The following is a 24,952-nucleotide window of genomic DNA, read 5'->3' as shown; positions in this document are numbered from 1 at the left end:
GGCAGGCGCATCTTGGTACACTCCAACCCGTGACCTCCAAGCTCCTTGCAGTGCTTTTTCCCGCTCTCATTTCGATCCCTGCGTTCTCGCAGCAGCGTTCCGCCGACACCATTTATATGGATGGAATGGTTCTGACGGGAGCGCACCTCCACCCAGACGATCCTGCGTCGACTCCGGGTCAGGTGACCGCCCTTGCGATTTCCGGGGGGAAGCTCGTGGCGATTGGGAACGACGTCGAGGTCCTGCAGTGGAAGGGCCCGAACACCCGGGTCATGGATCTACATGGAGCGTTCGTGATGCCGGGCTTCAACGACGCTCACGTTCACATGGCAGACGCCGGACAGCAGAAACTTTCGATCGATCTGGATGCCGTGCCATCGCTCGCGGCCATGCTGCAGGTTGTGGAAAAGTATGCGGCGACCAGGACGGCGGGATCTTGGCTTCGGGGCGGAGGTTGGGACCACACCCTGTGGCCGGGGAAGCAGTTGCCAACTCGTCAGGCTCTGGATCGTGTCACCGGTGGTCGGCCATGCTTTCTCTGGCGTACGGACGGACACATGGCCGTGGCGAATACAGCCGCGCTTGCGGCGGCTGGGATTACTGCCGAAACGGCCGACCCAAAGGGCGCGAAGATCGACCGCGACGCGAAGGGTGAGCCAACCGGAATCCTGCGTGAGACGGCAGCCACGAATCTTGTCCTGACGAAGATCCCGCCTCCGTCTTCCGAGGAGAGGCACAAGGCTCTTGACGTCGCCATCGTCGACGTACTTTCCCACGGGGTAACGAGCGTTCAGGATTTTTCCGAGTGGGAAGACTTCCTCGTCCTCGAATCGATGGAGCGGTCCGGAACGCTGAAGATACGGTTCTCCGAGTGGCTGGACTTCACCCTTCCGCTTGCAACGCTCGAAAGCCGCAGGGCCAGCCACCCAGCGAACGACCCTCTGCTCCATCTTGGTATGCTGAAGGGCTTTATGGATGGCTCGCTGGGGTCCCGTACGGCGGCGATGGTAGAGCCGTATGCTGACGATCCTGGGAACTCAGGTATTCCACGTTTCGACCAGACGAAGCTGAACCAAATGTCCTCCGAACGTGCCGCCGCCGGTTTTCAGCTTGGATTTCATGCCATTGGCGACCGTGCCAACGGGATCGCGCTAGATGCACTCGGAACCTCGGAACAGGTGGCAGTTGCGCCGGACACCTCTCGCTCGGGCAAACCTGGGTCCGATCCCGCCTCCTCGATGGTCGTAGCCCCCAGCCCAAGCACCCCCTACGCTCCCCGCTTTCGTATCGAGCACGCGCAGGTGCTTCTGCCGGGGGACTTCGCCCGCTTTGCAACTGAGCACGTGATCGCCTCGATGCAGCCGTCGCACCTGCTGACCGATATGAACTGGGCATCGGCGCGACTTGGTCCGAAGCGGTCGGCCTACGCCTACGCGTGGAAGAGCTTTCTCGACCAAGGAGTGACCCTGGCGTTCGGGACGGACTACCCCGTGGAATCGATCAACCCATTTCGGGGACTCTACTCGGCGGTCACGCGCAAGAACGAAGCCGGCACAAAGACCTTTCACCCGGAACAGGCATTGACGCTCAACCAGGCTCTTTACGCCTACACCCAGGCTTCAGCCTACGCGGACTTCGCGGAGAGGGTGCGCGGAAGGCTCGAACCCGGATATTTCGCCGACTTCATCGTGCTCGACCGCGACATCACTGCGGTGATGCCCCGCGATCTTCTTGGGACGCGTGTCCTCAAGACGGTCGTCAACGGAGAGGTCGTCTTCGATGCCACCAACACCGGACCCGGCCGCTGACCGCAGGCCGCCTCTGATCCGCAAAGCCGCGTATTTCATACCACTTTTGCTGGCAGAACGCGTCTAATCAGATGGCAAGAACGAATGTTCAGCCACTGGGGTCGCGTGTGGAATCACCCGCCTGCAGCCTGCGCGCATATCGTATCGATTCAACGAGGTTAGACTGATATTCATGGAAAGATCGAACTCCGATAAGCCGGGATTCCTTGAACGGACCCGCAACCATCCCCTCACGACCAGCTTTACGCTGCTGGTGACTCTCTCTGTCGGTATCCTCGCGGGTTCTGTCCTGACGCGGAACGTAAGCGGCAAGGAGCAGCAGAACGTCGATTCATCCGACGCCCGTGCCCTGGTGATCCCTTCTCCGGTTACGCTCTCAAACGGTTTCTCGCAGATTGTGAAGCAGGTTGGCCCTGCCGTCGTGAACATCAACACGGAGTCGCTGCCGAAGCAGAGCGCTACTCCAAAGAAGGGCCGTCGGCGCGGACAGCCAGGCGGCGGTGACGATGACAGCCAGCAGCAGGGCGACATGCAGGACTTCTTCAACCGCTTTTTTGGCGGGCAGGGCGGCGGCGGAGGAGATGATGACTCCGACGGTCCTGGCGGCGGTGAGCGTCGTGCCCTAGGTTCCGGGTACATCGTTGATTCGCGCGGTTACATCATTACGAATAATCACGTCGTCGATAAAGCCGATAAGATCTTCGTCAAGCTCGCAGGTGATCCGGAGAACGAACCTGGGCGTCCGGCGAAGGTGATCGGCACCGATAAAGAGACCGACATAGCAGTCATCAAGATCGAATCGAAGGAAAGCCTTCCGACGGTCAAGCTCGGCAACTCCGACGGAGCCCAGGTCGGCGATTGGGTGCTGGCGATTGGCAGCCCGTTCGGCCTATCGCAGACCGTGTCCGCCGGCATTGTCTCCGCGAAGAACCGCAGCATCGATGAAGGCCCAAGCGCTTCGGGCGTTGCGACGAATCAGTTCCAGCGCTTCATCCAGACCGATGCGGCGATTAACCCTGGTAACTCGGGCGGACCTCTGGTCGATATGACAGGCAATGTCGTTGGTATGAACACCGCAATCTATACGCAATCGATGGGATCTCAAGGGGTTGGCTTTGCGATGCCCTCGAACACCGTCGCCAGTGTGTACAACATGCTCATTGGGCCGGAACACAAGGTCATTCGCGGATCGATCGGCATCCAGTTCCAGGCTGGGCAATCCTCAGCGGTCGGTCGTGTGTACGGGTTCAAGAATGGCGTTATGGTCTCGGTCATCACGCCTGGAGGCGGAGCGGCGAAGGCAGGCCTCCAGCCTCAGGACGTGATCGTTTCGGTTGACGGGCGTAGCATCAAGGATGGTGACGACCTCGTAGCCGATATCTCCAGCCGCAGGGTTGGGTCGACCGTACAGCTTGGCTACCTGCGCGATGGCAAAGAGCGCACGGCAGGCGTGCAGATCGGTGATCGAGCCAAACTAACCTCCGATGTCGCTTCTGCCGACGATGACAATGGCGGCTCACCGCAGGAGTCCGATGCCGGGCAGAACAAACTGGGGATCAAAGTTGCTGCAGTTCCTGCGCCCATGGCAAAGAAGCTCGGCATCTCAGGCGGCGTGATCGTGACCGATGTACGTCCAGGTTCGTTTGCGGACGAGAACGGTTTGGGTAAGGGTGCCGTCATCACGGAGATCAACCGTAAGCCAATCACCGACGAGACGTCGTACAGGAACGTCGTCAACGGACTCCAGTCTGGTGCGGACGTAGTATTTGTAGTCCGATACGCCAACAGCCCGAGCCGTGGAAGTAGCTTCGTCGGTGGAACGCTGCCGTAACGCTCGCTGTACAAGCAGACAAAGGCGCGGACATTGTCCGCGCCTTTGTAATCTCGCTGGCATTCGTGAGTTGGCTTGCGACGGGAACATGGTAAGGCCAAATTTCCAGAAATGTCCATTCCTCTTTCGAGTTCGTGTCCGACAAAAGTGTTACTCTTCTGGCACTGGGGTTGCTTGTCTGCGATATTTTTCCGGCGTAGTCTGTCATGAGCGGCGTCCTAGATTAAAGAGGAACCACTTCTCGAGGCCCTCATCTATGCGGTTTGGTCGTACCCTCATCTTCTCCGCCTTGCTCCTAATCTCTGCTCTTCCGTCTTTCGCCGCGTCGCATCTGCGCCGGGGTCCGACCTCTCCGCGTCTTTTCCGAAAGCGCGCGGCAGCCGCTCGTCCGACGGCGAAGCCCGTGAGCCAGCGGGCGATTGATCCGGAGCGTACGACCCAGATCCAGACCGCCCTGATCAAGCAGGGTTACATGACCGGGGAACCCTCTGGTAAGTGGGATTCGAATACGCAGGCCGCGCTCGAGAAGATGCAGGGAGACAACGGCTGGCAGACCAAACTTGTTCCAGATTCACGGGCGATTATCAAGCTCGGGCTCGGACCCGGCGGCGCGCCTCCAAGCCCCGAAGCTCTCGTCTCTCCTACACCTTCGATGGGAACGTCTCTGGCCTCTGAGTCAGGCATCATAAACGTTTCCAGATAGACAGCTCCAACCGCGCTGTTTCCGAGGAGCCCAGACGGGCTCCTTTTCTATTTTGTCCACACGATGGTGCCCGACGGCTCTCGTCCGTTCCCCTTTTGTGGCAGGGCGATCCCTTCGCCGTGATCTAAACTTGTATGGATGAGCAATAAGCAGCGGCACGATGACGTAGAGGTAGTGACTGGTCCCCTTGGATCAAGGAAGAATCTGCTGTCCGGGGCAGCGTCGGCGTATCTTCGGTCCGCGATGCACCAGCCCGTGGATTGGATGGAGTGGGGCGAGAAAGCCTTCGACCGTGCGCTGCGCGAGGATAAGGCGATTCTGCTCGACATTGGTGCTGTCTGGTGTCACTGGTGCCACGTCATGGACCGCGAGAGCTACGAGGATGCAGCGACCGCCGAACTCATCAATGAGCACTTTGTCGCGGTAAAGGTGGACCGGGACGAACGGCCGGATGTGGACACACGTTATCAGGCTGCGGTCGCGGCGATCAGCGGGCAGGGTGGTTGGCCGCTTACGGCATTTCTCACTTCTGAGGGTAAGCCGTTCTTTGGTGGAACGTACTTTCCTCCGCAGGATCGTCACGGACGGCCGAGCTTTCGGCGTGTACTGCTCACGATGGCGGAGGCGTTCCAGAATCGCCGGAGCGAGGTGGAGGAGTCTGCTGGAAGCGCGGTGTCGGCGATTGAGCACAACGAATCGTTCTCGGGTAGATCCGGAGATCCGGGACTTGAGTTGGTCGAGAAGCTTGTTCTCTCGGCCCTGCAGCAGTTCGATGGACGCAGCGGGGGATTTGGCTCGCAACCGAAGTTCCCGCATTCCGGAGCCATCGATCTCCTGATTGACCTATCCTCGCGCACTTCGGCGAACGCGGGATTAGTTGCGCGGGCGAAGACTGCCGTGATGGTTACCTTGGACAAGATGTCCAAGGGCGGTATCTACGACCACCTCGCGGGTGGATTTCACCGCTACTCGGTCGATGAGCAGTGGATCGTGCCGCACTTCGAAAAGATGGCGTACGACAACAGCGAACTCCTGAAGAACTACGTTCATGGCTTCCAAACCTTCGCAGAGCCTGAATGTGATCGCGTGGCGCGTGACATCATGCGATGGATGGACGAGTGGCTGACCGATCGGGATCTTGGCGGCTTCTATGCTTCGCAGGATGCGGACTTCTCCCTGGACGACGACGGCGATTACTTTACCTGGACACGGGATGAGGCTGCCGAGGTCCTGACTGCAGGAGAGCTTGCCGTCGCTGCGTCGTTCTATGACATTGGTGAGATTGGCGACATGCACCATAATGTTGCCAAGAATGTGCTTCATGTCACCGAGACACTTGCGGCTGCGGCGAGGGCCGCTGGCGTGACTGTTGGAGATGCGGAGACGCTGCTGGCATCAGCGAAGGCGAAGATGTACGCGGCTAGGAAGCTTCGTCCGACTCCGTACGTCGATAAGACGGTTTACGTCGGCTGGAACGGGATGTGCATCTCGGCTTACCTACTTGTGGGTCGAGTGCTGCACGCGGATGAGGCGACTGCGTTCGCGCTTAAGACGCTCGATCGTGTGCTTGCTTCGGCCTGGGTGGATGGCGCGATGGCACATGTTGTGGCTTATGGAGAGGGCGTGGAAGGCTCGAAGCGTGTTGCCGGGACCCTTGAGGACTATGTGTTCCTTGGCCACGCGGCGCTTGATGCTTGGGAATTGACTGGGGAGATGCGGTACTTCGATGTCTCGGAGGCGATCCTGCGCGCTGCTCTGGATCGCTTCTATGACCACAGCGGAGACGCGTTCTTCGATACCCAGGCTCCGAAGGATGGCGAGCGCGTGCTTGGAGCGCTTTCGACGCGGAGGAAGCCTTTGCAGGATTCGCCGACTCCAGCGGGCAATTCGGTTGCGGCTGCGCTTCTGCTTCGCATGGAGTCTCTTACCGGCAAGGAAGAGTATGCGGCGAAGGCTCAGGCTACGATCGAGAACTTCGCAGGGGTTGTCGAGCACTTTGGGCTGTTCGCCGCGAGCTATGGACTTGCGTTGCAGAGGTTGGTACAGGATCCGATTCAAGTCTGCGTGATCGGGGATGACGAGGATGCGCGACGGCTGGAGTCAGTTGCGCTTTCTCGGTTCGCAGTGAACAAGAGCGTTGTCCGACTGCGGAAGGATCAGCTTGATGCACTGCCTCCTGCGCTCGCCCAGACATTGCCGTTTCTGCCACCGATGGCTGGAAGCTTCGCTGTGGTCTGCAGTGGAAACGTTTGTCAGCCTCCGGTTTCTGGCGCTGAGGAACTGATGGAGCAGCTCAATCGCACGCTTTAGCCCGATCGATCCGGTAGCCTAGAGAGATGGCTGAATCGCCGCGGCAGTTGGGTCCGAGATCTATCTTCAAAGAGAAATCGTACGCGCGGTTCTGGTTCGCGCGGATCTGTTCGACATTGTCGTTCCAGATGGTGGCGGTCGCAGTTGGGTGGCAGCTCTACGCTCTAACGCATAGTACGTTCGCGCTTGGAATGGTTGGGTTGGTGCAGTTCACGCCGATGCTCCTGCTGACGCTTGTGGTGGGACATGTCGCGGATCGGTTCGACCGGAAGACGATCGTCAGCATCTGCCAGGTGATCGAGGGGACAACCGTCGCTACGCTGGCTGTGACGAGCTACTTTGGGTGGCTGCATCCGGTTGGGATCTACTGCGCGGTTGCGGCGATCGGGGCTTCGAGAGCGTTTGAGAGTCCTTCGACACAGGCGATGGTTCCGGGGCTGGTGGATGAGTCGATGGTTCCTACGGCGATCGCGTGGTCGGCTTCGGCGAATCAGACGGCTTCGATCGTTGGACCGGCGCTTGGTGGGCTGCTTTATGCGCTTGGAGCGCATGTGCCGTACGCGCTTTGCGCTTGCCTGTTCGGGACAGCTTCGGTTCTGTCGTCGACGATTCGGACTAAGCGAAGAGCGTCGGGGAAAGGTCCGGTGACGGCGAACTCGCTGTTCTCGGGGATCCATTACATTCGTGCGCGGAAGAATATTCTTGGAGCGATTTCGCTGGATCTCTTCGTCGTTTTACTTGGTGGAGCGACAGCGCTTCTTCCGGCTTATGCGCGCGATATTCTGCACACGGGACCGTGGGGACTCGGACTTTTGCGGCTTTCGCCTGCGCTTGGGGCGCTGACTACTTCCGTGATTCTTGCTCATCATCCTATTCGGCGGCAGGCGGGGAAGAGGATGTTTGCCGCTGTGATTGTCTTTGGGCTGGCGACTATCTCGTTTGCGCTCTCGCGGTCGGTCTGGCTCTCGATGGGGATTCTTGCGGTGCTTGGAGCGGCTGATGTTGTGAGCGTTGTGGTGCGGTCGTCGCTGGTGCAGCTTGAGACTCCGGACGAGATGCGTGGGCGGGTGAGCGCGGTGAATTCGCTGTTTATCGGGACCTCGAATCAGCTTGGCGAGTTCGAGTCTGGCGTAACGGCTTCGTGGTTCGGGATCGTTCCGGCGACGATTGTTGGTGGAGTCGGGAGTATCGTGATCGCGCTGATCTGGATGGGGGTTTTTCCGGGGTTGCGAAAGCTTGAGAGTTTGAGTGGTGCTCCGGGCGTCAAGAAGTAGGTGTTTGGACGGGTGCCCCCCCCCCTCCCCACTGCCGGGGTGTAAGTCGATTGTTGTCAACGAGATGCGGCAGATTGCCTGCTGTAAGTCTCTCATTCCAAAGAGGTTAAGTCCTAAATATTAGTTGATAAAGGACTTAGCGGCTCCGGAGGGTAGGAAAGACCGTGAGCGGATTGGGCTCCGGTTTGTTTTCTTTCCTCTGGCTTTAATTGTAGCGGATTGGCCATAACTAAAAGGACACCGACTTTTCGCTTTGTTTTGTTTGGGATACGGGGTTTAGGGGCTTGACAGCTTTTTTGGGGTGATGGTGGGAGGGAAGCAACAGCAAAAGCAAAGACAAACGCAGATTCCCTTCGGGAATGACAACCAGAACGGCAACGGCAAACGCAGATTCCCTTCGGGAATGACAACCAGTACGGCAACGGCAGACGCAGATTCCCTTCGGGAATTACAAGCAGAACGGCAAGGACAACTGCGACCTCAGCCTTAGGTGCCACGGCAGCCGTGACTGCTACCCGCGATGGGCCGGCTATTCGGCTCGGAGGGTGGTGATTGGGTCCATGGCGGCGGCGCGGCGGGCGGGGAGGAAGGTTGCGCCCAGAGCGAGGAGGAGAACGGAGAGGGTGGCGGCGGTGAGGACGAGGGGGTCGAAGGCGCTTACTTCGAAGAGCATCGAGCCTAAGAGGCGGGAGGCGAAGAGGGCTCCGACGAGGCCGATGGCGCAGCCGATGACGGCCAGCTTTGCTCCGGAGCTGAGGATGAGCCGGACGATGCCGACTCGTTGGGAACCGAGCGCCATGCGGATCGCGATCTCCTGCATGCGGAGGGCTACCGAGAAGGCGATGACGCTGTAGATGCCGAGGATGGCGAGGAGCACGGCGGCGGCGGCGAAGGCGGAGATGAGGGCCGTGTTGAAGGAGCGGGGGGCTTCGCTGGCGGCTACGACATGCTCCATGGTCTGGACCTGGTCGAGGGGAAGCTGCGGGTCGATCTCGCGGACGGCGGCGCGGAGGACGTTCTCCATTTGCTCGGGTGGGATGGAGGTGCGGATCGCGATGTAGCCAAAGTTTCCGTCTACGTCGCCGGCGGTCTTCCGCTGTCCTTTGCTGGGCTCTTCCTGCGAGAGGGGAATGTAGAACTGCTGTTTCGTTGGCTCGTCGGGGCCCGCGTTTTTCGCGTCGGCGACTTCGCCGACCACGGTCAGCCATGGGGTCTTCATGCTCTCGGAGCCAATGCGGAGACGCTTGCCGACAGGGTTCTGCCCCGGCCAGGACTGCTCGGCGATGCGATGGTTGATGACGACCACGAGCTGAGAGTCGAGGCGGTCGTCCTGGTTGAGGAAGCGTCCGCGAAGGAGCGGGATACCCATGGCTCGGAAGTAGTCGCCCTCGACGCGGACGCTCGTGGCGAGGTCGAGGGTTGTGCCCTGGGGAGCTACGTAGCCTTCGGGCAGAAAGCCCTGAGTGCTTCCTCCGTCGCCTGAGGCGGGCAGGTAGTTGGAGATGCCGGCGTTGGTGACTCCGGGAGTTGCGAGGAGGCGGCGCTGGAGTTCGCGGTTGAAAGAGTCGACGGCTGCCTGGGTGGCGTACTGCTTTTCCGGGAGGTTGAACGAGGCAGTGAGCGTATGGTCGGGACGGAAGCCGAGGTCTACCTGGCGCGCATGCGCTCAAAGCTGCGGAGGAGGAGCCCGGAGGCGGCCAAGAGGACCATGGCGATAGCGATCTCGGCGACCACGAGGGTGGAGCGGAGGCGGGCATGGCTGCCCCCGGAGGTTCCGGTGCGACCACCTTCCTTCAGAGCTTCATTGACGCTTGCGTTTGCCGCGGAGAAGGCGGGGGCGATCCCACAGAGGATGCCGGTCAGGATGGCGAGCGTGAGGGCGAACGCGACCACATGGCCGTCAAGGGCAATTTCACCGATACGGGGCAGGGATTCGGGGAGGAAAGCTATGCCGGCGCGCAGGGCCGCCGAGGCGAGGGTGAGACCGAGAAGACCTCCGGCGATGCTGAGGACAAGGCTTTCGAGCATGGCCTGGCGGAGGAGGGTTGCGGCCGTGGCTCCGAGGGCGAGGCGGACGGCCATCTCGCGGCGGCGGCGGATGGCGCGGACGAGGAGAAGACCGGCGAGGTTGGCGCAGGCGATGAGGAGGACGACGGCTACGGCGAAGAAGAGCGTGCGGATGAGCGGGCGGGCCTCTTCGATGGTCTCCTCCTGAAGAGGACGGACGACCGGGTGGATGTGGAAGCTGGACAGGAAGGCGGGATAGCTCCGCATGATTTCGGCTGCGGTCGCGGTGGCGTCGGTAGTGGCTTGCGCCGGGGTGACACCGGGTTTGAGCCGGCCGACCATGTGGTAGCTCCAGTTGCCGATGTTGTTCTTAAGCTGCTGGGCGGTGAAGCTGGTGGGAACCCAGACTTCGGTGCGGTTGAGGTGGCCGGTGGCGAGGGGAAACTCGAAGGTGCGAGGCATGACGCCGATGACGACGTAGGGCTTACGGTCGAGGAGGATCTTCTGGCCGATGATGTTTGTACTGGCGTGGAAGCGGCTCTGCCAGGTGGAGTAACTGAGGACGGCGACCTGCTGGTGCTGCTCGTCCTCCTGTTGGGTAAAGACGCGGCCCAGGATGGGCTGGACGGCGAGGGTGGGGAAGACGCCGGGAGTGAGCCAGGCTCCGTGGACGACGGCTGGGTCAGCTCCAGCGGAGAGCTCGAAGGTGGTTTCGTTGTAACCGCCAAGCGCGGCAAAGCTATGGGTACCTCCGGCATAGTCGACAATGTCGGGCGCGGTGACGCCGACCTCATTGGATGCGCTGACATGGGTCCCTTCGATGATGTCGGAGAGGACCATGAGCCGGCCGGGTTCGGCGAAGGGAAGCGGACGGAGGAGAACGCCTTCGACGATCGAGAAGATGGCCGTGGTGGCGCCGATACCGAACGCGAGCATGAGGACGGCGGTCGCGGTAAAGCCCGGAGCTTTGAGGAGGTGACGGACGGCGATTCTCAGGTCACGAAACAGAGCGGTCATGGCACATCCTTTGCATGTTGTTGGCCAATGAAACGTACTCAAGTTCAAGCAAAGCCGTTCCGGCTTCCTTCGTTGGGCGGGGCGTCTGTCCGGATACGGAGGATGGTGTCCGGTAGTGGACCCCGGGGATAGATTGCGTTGTGCTTCGGACCTATCTCGATCGAACAAGGTCGAATTGCCGTGTATCGGCAGGAGGTCCGGTGTGTTCAGTACAACTTTTGATGCGTAGTTATTTTTTAATTCGGGGAATAGGGTGGTGTTTCCAGACGCAGAGATTCCTCCGCGGGAGTAGGCTATGCCAGACAAGAGGCATAGCCCCCTGAGAAGGTCAGGAGGAGATCTGGAGAGATGGTGGGCGCGTTCGTTAGCCTGCATGATGTTCAGGAAGCACGCAGAGACGTGCGTTTACCAACATTCGGGAGTCTCACCCCATGAAGCACTTGTTTCGCTTCCTCAGCCCTACGCTGGGTCTTTTCGCCTGCCTGCAGGTCCACGCTTTTGCTGCTCCCCCGGCCCCGCATAACCCGAAACTCTCCAAGGATCTGACCGAATCCGCGCCAGGTTCGACGGTTCCCGTCATCATCCGCTATGTGCAGGATCCCACTACGACGCAAGGCAGTGCGATCACGGCCCGAGGCGGACTGCTCAGCAAGACGTTGCACTCCATCCATGCCGTCAGTGCCAATGTACCGGCCACCGCTCTTGAGGATCTAACGAACGACCCAAACGTCGCCTACGTGTCGCGTGATCGACGCCTGAGTGCGCGGCAGGTGTCGGTGACAGCCGCTGAGTATACGACCGAGCCGATCAATGCTCCGCTGGTGTGGGCGAAGGGGTATGACGGAACGGGCATCGGCGTCGCGGTGATCGACAGCGGGATCAACCCGGTGGACGATCTGACCGGGAAGGTCGGCGGGCTGACGGTGGGGTACCGCATCCTTTACAGCCAGAGCTTTGTGCCGGGTGATTCGAGCGTGTTCGATGAATATGGCCACGGGACGCATGTCGCCGGGCTGATCGCGGGGAACGGGACGGACTCGACGGGGAAGAAGTATTACCGCACGTTCTCCGGGGCGGCCCCGAATGCCAACCTGATCAACCTGAAGGTGCTGGATGCGACGGGCTCGGGAAGCGACTCGTCGGTGATTGCGGCGATCGAGCGGGCGATTGCGTTGAAGAACATGTTCAATATCCGGGTGATCAATCTCTCGCTGGGACGTCCGATCTGGGAGAGCTATGCGCAGGACCCACTTTGCCTGGCTGTCGAGCAGGCGTGGAAGGCGGGGATTGTGGTTGTCGCGGCCGCGGGGAACAACGGCCGCGATCTTGCGCTCAATCCAGAGGGCTATGGGACAGTCGAGGCCCCGGGCAACGATCCTTACGTGCTGACGGTTGGGGCGATGCGGACGATGGCGACGGCGGCGATGACCGACGACCTGATCGCGAGCTACAGCTCGAAGGGGCCGACGTTCATCGATCACTTCACGAAGCCGGATATCGTCGCGCCGGGGAATCTGGTGACGAGTCTTCAATTCCCGAACGATCCGCTTGCGGTGAATAACCCGACGTTCGTCACGCTGAACTCGTTTTACATGACGAATGGAGATGTGAAGAAGGCATCCACGACTTACTTTCCGTTGAGCGGCACGAGCATGGCGACGGGGGTTGCGAGTGGGGCGGTGGCGCTTCTGCTGCAGGCGCAGCCATCGCTGCATCCTGACCAGGTGAAGGCATTGCTGATGCGGGACTCGAACAAGAGCTACTTTCCGCAGAGCAGCAGCGTGACCGATCCGGCGTCGGGGACGACGTACAACGCGCACTACGATCCGTTCACGATTGGCGCGGGGTACCTGGATGTGGCGGCTACGCTGACGGATGCGTTGGCGAATGCGGCGACCGTGCCGGCGGGGACGGCGATGTCTCCTGTCGCGACGTATGACCCCTCGAACGGGGTGACGCTGGTGACGGACCAGACGGCGCTTTGGGGGGCTACAGCTCTTTGGGGTGCGAGCAATGTCTATGGAGCGGACGCGTTCGATGTGCCCAACGGGGCTTCGACGGCCCTGTGGGGGGCGACTGCACTTTGGGGCGCGGACGATCCGGAGGCCTTCACGGCTCTCTGGGGCGCGACGGCTCTATGGGGCGCCGGGACGCCTGAGGCGGCGACCGCGCTCTGGGGCGCTTCAGACGTCAACGGGTCGACGGCGCTGTGGGGGGCTTCGAGCGCGGTGGCTGGGTCGACTGCGCTTTGGGGGGCTTCTGCACCGCTGGAGCAGTAGGCTTGCGGTTTAGCATCGATGCCTCCTGGTGGTTTCGGGAGGCATCGATGTTTGTTCATCAGACACCGATGGATGGGGGTGCGGGTGGGGCGGTGGGGTCGACCTTGCGCTGCATGACGAGCATGTCGGCGGAGACACCGAGAGGGATGCCTTGCTTTTCGAACTCGAGGATGATGCGACGGCGTAGTTCGCGGAGGACGCCGTCTTTCTGGTTGGCGCGTACGCGGAAGTTGATGGGGTAGATGACCTCGCGGCCCTTGATGTCGTTGACGCCGAGGACGGCCGGATTGGAGAGGATGACGCTGGCGAAGGCGGCGTCGGATTTGATGGCTTCGGCGAGGCGGTTGAGGACCTCCATGACGTTGTCGGGGTTGGCGGAGGCGTCGACGGAGATGCTGAGAGTGGCGACGGAGTAGTCGCGGGAGAGGTTGGCGACGGTGGCGACCTGGGAGTTGGGGACGATGTAGACGGTTCCGTCGCCGTCGCGGAGGGTGGTGGCACGGAGGGTGAGGCTTTCGACGGTGCCTTGGAGGGCGGCGATCTTAACGACTTCGCCGACGTTGTACTGGTCTTCGATGAGGATGAATACGCCGTTGATGATGTCCTTGAAGAGGCTTTGCGCACCGAGGCCGATGCCGACACCGAGGGTGGCTGCGGGAGCGAGAAGGCCGGTATAGGAGATGTTGAAGAGGACGAGAATCTGCAGGAAGGCAAAGACTCCAAGGATGCCGTAGGAGGTGGCTCGGACGATGGAGGCCACGGTGCGGAGCTGGGCGGCGCGATGGAGGTTGCTGGTGTTGCGGTCGGCGAGATGCTGCATGCGCTTGACGAAGAAATGCACGACGCGCTGAAGGATGAAGAGGAAGATGAGGGCGACGACCACCTTGGGGAGGCGGTCGCGGAGCATGACGAGAATGTCCTGGTGCCAGTCGCGTTCAATGGTGCGAATGACGGGTTCATCTTGCGGGATAAATAGGGAAAGGAGCATCATGACGTATCTCGATCTGTCCGAGCGGAGCTCGAATCTTGTTTTAGGTGCTTCCTGATGGATGCGTGAGTAGGCCTAAAGGGTAGCAGGATGCCTTGGCACCGGGTGTCTGGGATGTGGTCGACGGTTGTGTTGGATGGGGGACGGAAGGGAACACGAAGGCGAGGGTAAGGGGCATGGGACGGTCGGGTCGGGTCGGTCTGGGGTCTTGCTTGGGGTTGCTCGTTTGCCTGCTTGGGGTGGGGGTTGGGCGGGCGGGGTTTGGTCTGCAGAGGAATAACGGTGGAGGCGCTTCTTCCGGATCCATTATGCCGGGAAGCTCGTTGCCCTCGGCTTCGGACGCCTCCGGCCGCGGGGGCGCGTCTTCATCCGATTATGGGTTCGATACGGCGGGGCGTCAGGCGATGGAAGAGAAACGCGCGAAGATGATCATTTCGGAGCGGCAGAAGATGATGATGAAGGAGGCGGATCAGATTCTGCAGTCGGCGGCGGAGCTGCAGGCGAGCGTCAGCGGGAGCGCAGACCCATCGCGGGAGGATACGTTTCGCAAGGCGGAATCGATTGAGAAGCTGGCGCGGAATGTGAAGGACCGGATGAAGGGGTCGCGATGATTCGGCATGCGTGGCTGGTGGGGCTGATGATGGCGGGGTTGGCGGCTGCCGGATTGGGGCAGGCGGCTGCGCCGGCGGGCGTGCAGGCTCCGGCGGCGGGGCTGGCGACGCGGGCGGTTGGGGAGAAGCCTCCGATGTCCGAGAAGCAGAAGAAGCTCCTGGAGGACACTGAGAAGCTGGTGAAGATGGCGGCGGAGTTGAAGGTCAGCGTCGAGAAGAGCAATAAGAATGAGCTGTCGCTGGATGTGGTGCGGAAAGCCGAGGCGGTGGAGCTTCTGGCTAAGAGTGTGAAGGAACGGATGCGGACGGATCGGTAGGGCTAGCCAGATGCGCGTCGGCCTGGTCCAGGCCCAGATCTTCGCTCCCGACCTCGCGACGCCGATCGAAGACGAAACACTCCCCGATCCACGTACTCTCTTCGACTGGAATCTCTTCCAGGTAGCGCAGGATTCCGCCCTCCAGGTGGTACACCTCGGCGAATCCCTCCTGTAACAGGAACGCCGAGGCCTTCTCACAGCGGATTCCGCCCGTGCAGAACATTGCTACTTTCGTATGCCTGGCCGGGTCGAGTTCGTTCCGGGCGTAGGTTGCAAACTCGGAGAACGTCTCGATCTTCGGGTCGACGGCACCACGAAATGTGCCAACTTCCGTCTCGTACGTGTTGCGCGTATCGAGTACAAGGACCTCCGGGTCGGCGATGAGCGCGTTCCAGTCCTTCGGCGCGACATACGTTCCCGCCTTCGACGGGTCCACCACCGCGCGGCGGAATGCCAGGATCTCCTGTTTGACCTTGAACTTGAGCCGGCCGAATGGATTCTCCGCCGCCCTTGAAAACTTGACCGCTGGCCGCTCCAAGCCAGTGCGTTCCGCGAGCAGGGTCAGCAGACGCTCGATCACTTCGGAAGAAGCAGCGAGGGTTCCGTTGATTCCCTCCGGAGCGATCAGCAGGGTGCCACGCAGCTCCTCCTCAGTGAAAGCCGACCTCAGCTCCGCCTGCAATGCCGCAGGATCCTCTATTGCGATGAACCGATAAAAAGCCGCGACTGTAACCATGACCCTCTTAGTATCGAACATCTCCGAGGTTGTTTCGGCACCATTGCCTGCTTTTCCCGACCTACCGCCCGGGATAGAGCAATGTAAGAATCGCTGTATGAGGACCAAGATGCCGCGTCTTTCCGAGCCCAAGCCCAAGCAGAGACCGCCACATCCGTTTGTTCTGGAGGCCCTTGAGGCGTTGCATCCCGAGGTGCGCCGGATGTTTTCGGGATGGGCGGTCTATGTCGGCGACCACCTCTTCCTGATGCTGCTGGATCGTGCGAAACATCCTTTGGACAACGGCGTGTGGCTCGTCCTTTCCGAAGGCACCGACCCAATGGACAAGAAGCTTCGCCAAGATTTACCTTCGCTTCGCGCTATCCAGGGTCTGGGCGGCAAGATAGGTCACTGGCTTCTCATTCCGGCTGATGGCGCGGACTTCGAGAAGGAAGCTCTTCGCGCATGTGACCTCATCCTGAGCCACGATCCGCGGCTGGGTCGCATTCCGCAATCGAGACGATAGCGACGGGAGGAAACCGCCCGTAAGCAAGGTTGCCTTAGTTGGCGGGATCGACCAGGAACTGCTCCAGCTTCCCATCCGGATAGGTGTAGGTCGACAAGTAGAGCCGCCTGTCCGGATACACCAGTTGGAACGAGCGAAACGTCATCCCGCCGCGCAGTTGCTCGCCTTGTTTCCTGAACGTCAGCGACTCTCCCAAGGGCCCGAGGCTGTCTTTGAAGTCCGCCACGGTCTGCTCGGAGAAGTAGTCGTTCAGATTTGGAGCGAGCAGGGAGCGATCGATCTTTCCCTGTTGCAGCCCGCGATAGATCGCCAGGGTCTGCTTTTCCGCGTCGGACTGCACCCCAGTCCCGGCAACCGTCGCCGCCGTAAGCTGCGCAATCGTCTCCGCTCCACCGGCCATGTGGTTGGTGAGTACGACGACGGCGACACCGTCATCGACGAGGACCTCGTTATCCGAGACAAAGCCGGTTACCTCGCCACCATGCTCGATGGAGCGATGCCCGTCCCGCATCTTGACGTCCACACCAAGTCCGTACTGCGTGCCGCTGCCATCCTTGAGTTTGACCTCGGTAAACATCTGCTTGTAGCTCTCCGGCTTCAGCAGCGATTGGGCGATCAGGCTCTCGTCCCACAGGGCCAGATCATGGGCCGTCATTGCGAGCTCTCCCGCGGCAAACATCCATCCGCGGCCTTCCTTAGGGGCCAGGCGAAGAGGACCGAGTGCGTGGCGGATATAGGGCGTGGCGTCGGTCGAGGTCAGCTTTGCTTCATCCGAATCCCATACGGATTTCATGCCGAGTGGATGAAAGATATGCCGGCCAAGAAACTCCATGAGCCGCTGGCCGCTCACCTTCTCCACGATGAGACCGGCGATCACATAGTTGGTGTTGGAATACTGCCACTTTGTCCCCGGATCGAAGTCCAGCGGCTTCTTCGCCCAGGTGTCGAGAATCTGCTGCGCTGTCTCCGGCTTCATCATCGGGGTCATCAGGTAGTCTTCCGGCCAGTAGTCCTGGTATCCCGAGGTATGGCTGAGGATCTGGCGGACCGTTACTTCGTTTCCTCGCGTCAGGGACGGGACGTACTTGCCTACTGCGTCGTCGAGCTTCAGTTTTCCCTGTTCCTGTAACAGCAGGATCGCCGCCGCCGTGAACTGCTTCGAGACGGACCCGATGGAGTAGCGCATGTCCGGTGTCGCGGGTGTGTTGGGATCGATGTGGGCCAGACCGTAGGCGTGCGTGTAGACGAGTTTGCCGCCCTTTACTACCGCGACCGAGGCTGAGGGAACGCCGCGCTGCTTCAGCACACCTTCGGCGATGCGGTCGATTTGGCTCTTCAGGCCGGCATCGATTTTGTCCACTGACTGCGCGTGCAATATGTGGCTAAGTAGAATTCCGGCCAACAGGCCTATCCAAATTCGCTTTGATGTCATTGCCGCTCCAGTCTCCAAGTTACTAGGGACGAGTCTTTCGTCGTCGATCGCCATCGTAAATAACATGCTCGGTGCCTGCGTGGCCAGAGGCTTCTATTGTCACTCGGGAGTTGCGATCAGCAGACAGGTTAGGTTTCGATACCCATGTTGGTGTTGGGTTTCTTTGCTTGTTTGGCCGTTTAGGCCCACCATACCTCTGCTTATCGAACATAGGCACCGACGTTTCCCGAAAGGCTTAATTCTCGGCAATTTCGGGCGACGGGTTCGGTTCAGGGGGTAAGGATAGTGGTAGTAAGAACCTAAGTGCGTGGGATGAGGCGCATCATGAGGGGGTCGCGGGGGCGGAGGGTGATCTTGGCCTGAGGGATGGGCGGTTCGGTGCCGAGGTAGGTCATGCGCCAGCGGCTGGCGAGGGTGGCGATGGAGAAGATGCCCTCCATCCAGGCGAAGGCTTCGCCGATGCATTGGCGGCCTCCTCCGCCGAAGGGGAAGTAGGCGAATTTATGGCGGCCGGCCTTGTTCTCGGGGGAGTGGCGGTCGGGGTCGAAGCGGAGGGGGTCGGGGAAGAACTCGGCGCTGCGGTGGACGATGTACTGGGAGAAGAAGAAGTGGGCTCCGGGTGGGATGCGCCAGGGGCCGAGGGTGACCGGCTTGGTCGACATGCGGCCCATGGCCCAGGCGGGGGGGTAGAGGCGCATGGCTTCGGCGAAGACCTGCTCGGTGTAGCGGAGTTGCGGGTAGTCGGCGAGGGTGGGGAGGCGATGGGTGCCGTCGGCTGTGCCGAGCACGGCGTCGAGTTCGGCGTGGAGGCGGGCTTCGGCTTCGGGGTTTTGGCTGAGGAGGTAAAAGGTCCAGGTGAGGGCGTTGGCCACGGTCTCGTAGCCTGCGAGGAAGATGGTGAGGACTTCGTCGCGGACCTGGGTGTCGGACATGCCGGTGTGCTCGCCGGATGCGTCGGCTTCTTCGTCGCGGCTGCTGAGGAGCATGGAGAGGAGATCGCCCTTATCGACGCCGGCCTTCTTGTGGGCGGCGATGAGGCGGTCGACGGTGGCGTTGAGGCGGTTGCGGGAGCGGCGGAACTTCATGACGCCGGGGACTGGCCAGTTCAGGTAGGACTCGAGGGCGGGGAGGCCGATGAGGTAGTTGTAGAGGCCCATGATGGTGTTGACCTCGTCGTTGATGCTGCGGATCTCGTCGGTGACCTCGGTGTCGAAGAGGGTGCGAGCGACGATTTCAAGCGAGAGGTCCATCATGGCGGCGGCGATGTCGAGGGCCTGGCCGGGCTGCCAGCGGTCACGCTGGGCGGCGGCGGAGGCGGAGATGCGCTCTCCGTAGGCGGCGATGCGCTGGCGATGGAAGGCCGGGGCGGCGATGCGACGCTGGCGCATGTGGATGGGGTCGTCGGAGGTGATGAGGCCTTCGCCGAGGAGGATCTTCATGCGCTTGAGGGTGCGCTCCTTGATGAAGGAGGGAGCCTGGTTGATGAGGATCTCGCGGATGTACTCGGGTTCGTTGACGAAGATGATGTAGGTGTTGAAGAGGCGGTAGCAGGCGATGTTGCCGAAGGTCTTATGGAGGTACTCGAAGAGCAGGATGGGGTGGCCGATGCGGACCCACGGTTTGAAGGCGTACATGGGGAGGGAGTAGCGGAGGCCGGGGGGGATGTTCCACTCGGCCTCGTCTGGCGGGGCGAGCTTCGGGTCGAGTTCGACTACGGGGGGAGTGGTCATGGGCGGGTACGGATAAGCCTCTCGTTTAGACGATGGGAGATCGCTGGTGGAGACGCAAGCGACGAACCCTTACAGTTCATGACGTGGTGAGGACGGGGGCGGGTGATGGCGGGATCAACAACTGAGGCGCTTGCCGTCAGAGCTTCGCGGCTACGGCTTCGAGCTGGTCGGCGCACTGGCCCCAGCCTTTGTGGAAGCCCATCTTCTCGTGCATGTCGCGGTCGGCTGTGGACCAGTGCAGAACACGGGCGGTGTAGATCGTCTTGTCGCCGTCGTCTTCGAGCGTGATGGTGACCGTCATGAAGGGCTTTTCGGACGGTTCCCAGGCAGTGGTGTAAGCGTCGGTGAAGACGAGGCGCTGGTTGGGGATGACCTCGAGATAGACGCCGCGGTTGGGGAAGTCCGTGCCGTCGGGGCCGCGCATGGTGATGACAGAGGAGCCGGCGGCGCGGACATCCAGTTCGGCGAGAGGCGTGGTGTAGGGCAGGGGTGCGAACCACTGCTTCAGAAGAGCGGGCTCAGTCCAGGCGCGGTAGACACTGGCGCGTGGGGCGTTGAGGGTGCGGACGAGAACGAGTTCGCGGTCGGCTAACGTGGCTTGCTGGCTCATCGGGTTTACCGGGTCTCCTCGGGCTGGAGCAAGGGTGCCTGGGCTTCGAGGCGGGCTTCGACGGCGGCGCGAATCTGGAGCTCGATGATGTCGATCGAGGAGTCGTCGGTGAGGGTGAGAACGCGGTCGGGTGCGCGGACGGCGATGGCCATGTAGGCGGTGTGGATGCGGGTGTAGAACTCGTCTGACTCGCGCTCGAAGCGGTTTTCGTCGGTGCCTGTGACGGCGAGAGAGCGCTGATTGCGGCGGCGGGCCCGGGCGAGCGAGGTGTGGAGGGATGGCAGAAGGAGCAGGGTGAGGTCGGGCTGGAGGTTGTCGCAGACGGCAGCGTGGAGGGCGAGGACGCGCTCGGCGCCGAGCTGGCGGCCTCCGCCCTGGTAGGCCTCAGAGGAGTCGGTAAAGCGGTCGCAGAGGACGATGGCCCCGGCGGCGAGCGCGGGCTGGATGACCTCGGCGATCGATTGGGCGCGGTCGGCAAACATGAGGGTGAGTTCGGCGATTGGGTCGATGGGACCGAGAGCGGCTTCGGAGCGGGAGTCGAGCAGGATGGTGCGGATGCGGTCGCCGAGGGAGGTTGAGCCGGGATTGCGCATGGTGACGACCGTATGACCGGCGGTGGTGAGGTAGGTGGCAAGACGGCGGAGCTGGGTGGTCTTGCCGGAGCCGTCGAGGCCCTCGAAGGTGATGAAGAAACCGCGTGCCATAAGGGTGAGTTTACCGAAAGAACGTTCGCGAATTATGGGTTTGTGTGGGTCTGAAACTTCCAGGTGGGGCCGGATTCGGTGAGGTCGATGGTGAGGCGGCCCTCGTCGCCTTCTTTGAAGGCAGGGCCGGATGAGGTGTGGTCCTTGTGCGAAGCGTCGGTGTAGAGGAGCTTGGTGGGGCCGGAGCCGAGGACCTTGAAGCGGTAGTGATAGATGGCGCCGGGCGCGAGGTTCTGGGTGCCGAAGCTGGCGCTCGGGTAGTCGACTTCGAGGAGCTGGATGGGCTGCGTGGTGTGGTTCATCACGTCGGCTTCGATGTAGGCGGAGTGGCAGCCGGCGAGCGGGAGCAAGAGAGCGGCCAGGGCCAGGTGGGGCAGGAGACGCATTCGGTTAGGGTAGCAGGGCGGGGTGAGGGAGGGAGTAGGGGGTGGGGAGCAGATGGCCGGTTCATTCGTTGGTCGGGCGGCGCTTGAGCTCGCGGATGATGTCGGGGAGCTTGTTGAAGATGGCTACGGAGCGGAGCCACTGGCGGTTGTCAATAGCGGGGTAGCCGCTGACGGTTTTGCCGGGGGCGACGTCGTTGGGGATGCCGGATTGCGCGGTGGCGATGGCTCCGTCGCCTATGGTGCAGTGACCGGCGACGCCGACCTGGCCGGCGAGGATAACGTTTTTTCCGATGGTGGTCGATCCGGCCAGGCCGACCTGGGCGCAGAGTAATGTCGCGGGGCCGACGTTCGAGCCGTGGCCTACCTGGACGAGGTTGTCGATCTTTGCCCCGGCCTGGATGCGGGTCTCACCGATGCTGGCGCGGTCGATGCAGGCGTTGGCCTGGATTTCGACGTTGTCCTCGAGGACGGCGGGGCCGGATTGGACGATCTTGTACCAGGGACCGCCGGGAAGCTGGTTGGGGCCGTGCTGGCGGGCGAAGCCGAAGCCATCGGCACCAACGATTGCTCCGTTCTGGATGGTGATGTGGTCGCCGAGGACGCAGTGCTCGCGGACGATGGCGTGGGCGTGGAGGAAGAGGTGCGAGCCTGCGCGGACGCCGGGGTAGAGGACGGCGTGGGCGAGGATGATGGCGTCGTCGCCGAGGATGACGTTCGCGGAGATGACGGCGTAGGGGCCGATGTGGGCGTTGGCCCCGATGACGGCGGTGGGGTCGATGACGGCGGTGGGGTGGATGCCTGGGGCGTAGGCGGGTGGGGTGTAGAAGAGTTCGATGGCGCGGGCGAAGGCGAGGTAGGGGTTCGCGAGGCGGAGGGTCGAGGTGGCGATCTCGGGAAACTCGGGCTCGACGAGGATGGCGGAGGCTTTGGTGGTGCGGGCGAGGGAGGCGTACTTCGGGTTGGCAACGAAGGTGAGATGGCCGGGGCCCGCGTCCTCGATACCGGCGATGCCGGTGATATTGGCGGTGGGGTCGCCGTGGAGGGTGGCGTCGAGGTGGCGGGCCAGGTCGGACAGGTTCATGGGGTGATTTTAGCTGCCGGGCTAGGGAGTCTCGGGGAAGAGGTTGGGCTGAGGGTCGGCGGAGGGCTTCGCAACCTTGCGGGATGGGGTGGTGACGACGGCGAGGAGCTGGAGCGCTGCGATCGCCGGGCGTGGGACGAAGACGCGGTGGGTGTTTGTGCGGTCGTCGGGTGGGGTGAGGAAGAGTCCGGAGTCTTCGACGAGGCCGTCGAGGAGGGTAACGTCGAGGGGGGCGAGGCCCTCAAGCTGATCTCCAGCTGCGAAGGTGATGCAGAGCCAGAGGCCCTCGTTGCGTGGGCGGGCGAGGAAGGCGGTGCGGGTGAGGCGCTCGGGGTTGCGGGTGTCGTCGAGATTAAAATCGCGGACGTAGTGGATGAGCTTGATGTCCTGCAATGCGAGAGGCAGGATGCGACCGGCGAGATCGAGGAGGTCGAGCAGCGCGGCGGCGGGCGGCTCGTGACGCACAAAGGCGGCGGCGGGGAGGTAGCCGTGGAGGAGGTCGCCCGAGAGGAGGCGAACAATAACTTTCTTGCGGGATGAGGCCATGAGACTGGGGTCGTTGTGTGACTGCGGTGCAGTTCGGTGCATCAGAAACAGTGCGTCGCGGAGTAGTCAGACAACGCATTCTATGATACATTCGAGTTTTGCGCCGGTCGAAAAAGTCCGCGTAAAGGCTTGATTCGTCAGCATTTAGGCGATAGGCGGAGCCCAGAAAGCAAGGGCAGGAGCGAAGCAGAACCCATGGCCGATTATATCTACCTGCTCGAGAATCGACTCTCGACAGCACAAAAGAATGCACTTAGCTCGCTGCGCGAAATTGTGCGGGCCAAGGGGCTCACACTATTTCTGGTTGGCGGCGCGGTTCGCGATCTGACCAGCGGGTCACCGGTGCGTGACCTGGATTTCGCGGTGCAGGGCAATGCGCTGAAATTGCGGAAAGAGCTTGAGACCGCCGGAGCGGTCGTAACTGGGTCGCATGACACGGCGCAGGCACTTTACCTGACGTTTCCTGGTGGTGTCCGGGTCGAGGTTGCGGCGACGATGACAGCGACCCACCCGAAGCCTGGTAAGCCGGTGCTGAAGGCGTCGACCATTCTGGACGATCTGCGTCGCCGGGACTTCACGGCGAACGCGATGGCCTTGTCGCTGAACGAAGGATCCTATGGGCTCCTGATGGATCCGCTGAATGGCGTGGCGGACATCGAGAACCAACAGCTTCGGCTGGCTAGCAACTATGGGTTTATCGAGGATCCTGTCCGGATGATCCGGGCGGCCCGGTTCGCGGCGCGTCTCGGCTGGACGCTCGAGGAAAAGACGCAGACACGGTACGACACCGGCAAGGAAGAGGGCTACATCAGCGCGATGCAGGACTGGTCGCGCGGGTATGAAGCCGAGGAGATCGTTCACGAGGAAGATCCGCTGCGCGTGATGAAGCGCCTCGAAAGCGAAGGCTGGATGCAGATCGTCTCTCCGGCCTGGAATTCAGCCAAAGCGAACGTCGCGGAGCTGGACAAGGTTCGGGAGATCCAGACGCAGTTGCAGTTGCAGAGCGTTCATCCTGATCCGTCTGCCGTGAACTTTCCGCTGCTGACAGCGAAGATGAACGCGAAAGAAGTCGAGGCGCTGAAGGCAAGCTTCCCGCGTCCGGGCTTCGTGGCGGAGATTGACGGGCTTGAGGCGGAGGGCAAGGAGTTTGCGACGCAGCTTGGCGGGAAGAGTTCGGCGGCTCCCTCGGCGGCTTACAAGCTGATCACGTCGGCGAAGGCGGATGTTGTGCTGTACGTCGCGTACACGAGCAAGAGCACCGCAATCCAGGCGAAGTTCAAGAGCTTCTTCGGGGAGTGGCAGCAGGTGCGGCAGACGATTCCGTACACGCTCATGCTCGAGATGCGGATTACTCCGGAACTGCCAGAATATAAAGAACTTGTCGAAAAGCTGTTCTTCGAGCTGATGGATGGCAGGCTGGGTACGGCCGAGGAGATGAAGGCATTCCTCGAGCCGTATTCTCCTCCCGCGCCGCCTCCGCCGGTGAACCTGAAGCGAGCGCGCGCAACCAAGAAGGATGCCAAGGGCGCGAAGGGCAGGGGCAAGAAAGCCGCCGTCTCCGAGGATGAGGATGACGATGAACTCGAAGAGAACCAGGGCTCCGGGGCGGATGATGACGACGATGACGACGACGCTGAGGATGCTATCGAGCTTCCGGATGTGCCGGATCTCGTTGGCGAGGCCCTGGGCGACATGAGTGACGACGACGACCTCGATAGCGACTCAGATGACGAGGACGACGACGAGGAAGAGGAAGCACCACCCGCGAAGCCTGCCAAGGCGGCGGCGAAGGGGAAGGCCAAGGCCGCTCCAGATCCGGAACCTGAGCCTGAGGTCCCTGTGGTGAAGAAGAAGGAGCCGGTGGCTCCAGCCGCGGCAAAGAAGGTTGCAGCGAAGGCGCCGGCGTCGGCTTCGAAGGGAACGGTTGGGGTGAAGGCCATTCCAGCGAAGGCCGTAGCGGCAAAGGCAGTGGCTGCAAAGGCTGTTGCTGCCAAAGCTCCAGTGAAGGTTGCGGCGAAGGCTGCAAAGGCTCCAGCCAAGAAGCGCTAGTCGAATATCGATTGCGGGCAAGGGCACA

General features: G+C 61.6%; 21 protein-coding genes. 10 read left to right on the top strand and 11 right to left on the bottom strand.

Going from position 1 to position 24,952, the window contains the following annotated elements:
- Nucleotides 1–29: 29 nt before the first annotated feature.
- From GRAN_RS16315 to GRAN_RS16295, 5 genes are all read left to right on the top strand, one after another.
- Nucleotides 30–1,808 (top strand): amidohydrolase, encoded by a 1,779-nt coding sequence (locus GRAN_RS16315; protein ID WP_241654722.1) that lies wholly within the window; start codon nucleotides 30–32, stop codon nucleotides 1,806–1,808.
- Between the two features lie 172 nt (nucleotides 1,809–1,980).
- Nucleotides 1,981–3,639: a trypsin-like peptidase domain-containing protein gene (locus GRAN_RS16310; protein WP_128914028.1), complete on the top strand. Its 1,659-nt coding sequence runs from the start codon at nucleotides 1,981–1,983 to the stop codon at nucleotides 3,637–3,639.
- 256 nt (nucleotides 3,640–3,895) lie between these two features.
- The gene (locus GRAN_RS16305; RefSeq protein WP_128914027.1) at nucleotides 3,896–4,342 is read left to right on the top strand and encodes a peptidoglycan-binding domain-containing protein; all 447 of its coding nucleotides are present in this window, start codon (nucleotides 3,896–3,898) and stop codon (nucleotides 4,340–4,342) included.
- Between the two features lie 138 nt (nucleotides 4,343–4,480).
- Nucleotides 4,481–6,652: a thioredoxin domain-containing protein gene (locus tag GRAN_RS16300; RefSeq protein WP_128914026.1), complete on the top strand. Its 2,172-nt coding sequence runs from the start codon at nucleotides 4,481–4,483 to the stop codon at nucleotides 6,650–6,652.
- A 26-nt stretch (nucleotides 6,653–6,678) separates the two neighbouring features.
- Complete coding sequence (locus tag GRAN_RS16295) at nucleotides 6,679–7,926, top strand: MFS transporter (RefSeq protein WP_128914025.1); 1,248 nt, start codon at nucleotides 6,679–6,681, stop codon at nucleotides 7,924–7,926.
- Nucleotides 7,927–8,455: 529 nt separating this feature from the next.
- Here GRAN_RS16295 and GRAN_RS26355 read toward each other — a convergent pair.
- Together GRAN_RS26355 and GRAN_RS26350 are read right to left on the bottom strand one after the other, a co-directional pair.
- A complete protein-coding gene (locus tag GRAN_RS26355) occupies nucleotides 8,456–9,295 on the bottom strand; it encodes an FtsX-like permease family protein (protein ID WP_338323445.1) in 840 nt (279 codons plus the stop codon).
- Nucleotides 9,296–9,573: 278 nt separating this feature from the next.
- Nucleotides 9,574–10,950 carry an ABC transporter permease gene (locus GRAN_RS26350; protein ID WP_241654717.1) on the bottom strand — a complete coding sequence of 459 codons (1,377 nt, stop codon included), beginning with the start codon at nucleotides 10,948–10,950 and terminating at the stop codon, nucleotides 9,574–9,576.
- A 431-nt stretch (nucleotides 10,951–11,381) separates the two neighbouring features.
- Here GRAN_RS26350 and GRAN_RS16285 point away from each other — a divergent pair, with 431 nt between their 5' ends.
- On the top strand, nucleotides 11,382–13,229 hold the full coding sequence (locus tag GRAN_RS16285; RefSeq protein WP_128914024.1) for a S8 family peptidase: 1,848 nt from the start codon (nucleotides 11,382–11,384) through the stop codon (nucleotides 13,227–13,229).
- Nucleotides 13,230–13,287: 58 nt separating this feature from the next.
- Here the strand turns inward: GRAN_RS16285 and GRAN_RS16280 are convergent, their stop codons facing one another.
- Complete coding sequence (locus GRAN_RS16280; protein ID WP_241654714.1) at nucleotides 13,288–14,220, bottom strand: mechanosensitive ion channel family protein; 933 nt, start codon at nucleotides 14,218–14,220, stop codon at nucleotides 13,288–13,290.
- A gap of 209 nt (nucleotides 14,221–14,429) precedes the next feature.
- Here GRAN_RS16280 and GRAN_RS16275 point away from each other — a divergent pair, with 209 nt between their 5' ends.
- Both GRAN_RS16275 and GRAN_RS16270 read left to right on the top strand, forming a co-directional pair.
- A complete protein-coding gene (locus tag GRAN_RS16275; RefSeq protein ID WP_128914023.1) occupies nucleotides 14,430–14,828 on the top strand; it encodes a hypothetical protein in 399 nt (132 codons plus the stop codon).
- Nucleotides 14,825–15,145, top strand: a complete 321-nt coding sequence (locus GRAN_RS16270) for a hypothetical protein (protein WP_128914022.1) — start codon at nucleotides 14,825–14,827, stop codon at nucleotides 15,143–15,145. Before GRAN_RS16275 ends, GRAN_RS16270 begins: the two co-directional genes overlap by 4 nt.
- Here GRAN_RS16270 and trhO read toward each other — a convergent pair.
- Nucleotides 15,108–15,881, bottom strand: coding sequence for an oxygen-dependent tRNA uridine(34) hydroxylase TrhO (trhO, locus tag GRAN_RS16265; protein WP_128914021.1), 774 nt, complete (start codon nucleotides 15,879–15,881; stop codon nucleotides 15,108–15,110). The two genes, GRAN_RS16270 and trhO, sit on opposite strands and share 38 nt — an antisense overlap.
- Before the next feature lie 181 nt (nucleotides 15,882–16,062).
- On the opposite strand from trhO, the gene GRAN_RS16260 reads away from it, so the two are divergent.
- Nucleotides 16,063–16,386 carry a hypothetical protein gene (locus GRAN_RS16260; protein WP_128914020.1) on the top strand — a complete coding sequence of 108 codons (324 nt, stop codon included), beginning with the start codon at nucleotides 16,063–16,065 and terminating at the stop codon, nucleotides 16,384–16,386.
- A gap of 34 nt (nucleotides 16,387–16,420) precedes the next feature.
- On the opposite strand, the gene GRAN_RS16255 is transcribed toward GRAN_RS16260, so the two are convergent.
- The 7 genes from GRAN_RS16255 to GRAN_RS16225 form a co-directional block, all read right to left on the bottom strand.
- Nucleotides 16,421–17,746 carry a serine hydrolase domain-containing protein gene (locus GRAN_RS16255; protein ID WP_241654711.1) on the bottom strand — a complete coding sequence of 442 codons (1,326 nt, stop codon included), beginning with the start codon at nucleotides 17,744–17,746 and terminating at the stop codon, nucleotides 16,421–16,423.
- A 371-nt stretch (nucleotides 17,747–18,117) separates the two neighbouring features.
- Nucleotides 18,118–19,548 carry a cytochrome P450 gene (locus tag GRAN_RS16250; protein ID WP_128914018.1) on the bottom strand — a complete coding sequence of 477 codons (1,431 nt, stop codon included), beginning with the start codon at nucleotides 19,546–19,548 and terminating at the stop codon, nucleotides 18,118–18,120.
- 136 nt (nucleotides 19,549–19,684) lie between these two features.
- Nucleotides 19,685–20,158, bottom strand: coding sequence for an SRPBCC family protein (locus GRAN_RS16245; protein WP_128914017.1), 474 nt, complete (start codon nucleotides 20,156–20,158; stop codon nucleotides 19,685–19,687).
- Between the two features lie 5 nt (nucleotides 20,159–20,163).
- Nucleotides 20,164–20,862, bottom strand: a complete 699-nt coding sequence (tmk, locus tag GRAN_RS16240; RefSeq protein WP_128914016.1) for a dTMP kinase — start codon at nucleotides 20,860–20,862, stop codon at nucleotides 20,164–20,166.
- 32 nt (nucleotides 20,863–20,894) lie between these two features.
- Nucleotides 20,895–21,248: a hypothetical protein gene (locus GRAN_RS16235; protein ID WP_128914015.1), complete on the bottom strand. Its 354-nt coding sequence runs from the start codon at nucleotides 21,246–21,248 to the stop codon at nucleotides 20,895–20,897.
- Between the two features lie 61 nt (nucleotides 21,249–21,309).
- Nucleotides 21,310–22,329 (bottom strand): UDP-3-O-(3-hydroxymyristoyl)glucosamine N-acyltransferase, encoded by a 1,020-nt coding sequence (lpxD, locus tag GRAN_RS16230; protein ID WP_128914014.1) that lies wholly within the window; start codon nucleotides 22,327–22,329, stop codon nucleotides 21,310–21,312.
- Between the two features lie 21 nt (nucleotides 22,330–22,350).
- Nucleotides 22,351–22,875, bottom strand: coding sequence for a DUF6982 domain-containing protein (locus tag GRAN_RS16225; protein ID WP_128914013.1), 525 nt, complete (start codon nucleotides 22,873–22,875; stop codon nucleotides 22,351–22,353).
- Between the two features lie 195 nt (nucleotides 22,876–23,070).
- On the opposite strand from GRAN_RS16225, the gene GRAN_RS16220 reads away from it, so the two are divergent.
- The gene (locus tag GRAN_RS16220) at nucleotides 23,071–24,924 is read left to right on the top strand and encodes a tRNA nucleotidyltransferase/poly(A) polymerase family protein (protein ID WP_128914012.1); all 1,854 of its coding nucleotides are present in this window, start codon (nucleotides 23,071–23,073) and stop codon (nucleotides 24,922–24,924) included.
- The last annotated feature ends 28 nt before the right edge of the window (nucleotides 24,925–24,952 follow it).

Source organism: Granulicella sibirica (assembly GCF_004115155.1).
Taxonomy (GTDB): Bacteria; Acidobacteriota; Terriglobia; order Terriglobales; family Acidobacteriaceae; genus Edaphobacter; species Edaphobacter sibiricus.
Note: the sequence above shows the minus strand (reverse complement) of the source record. Positions and strands in the feature narration are given on the sequence as shown.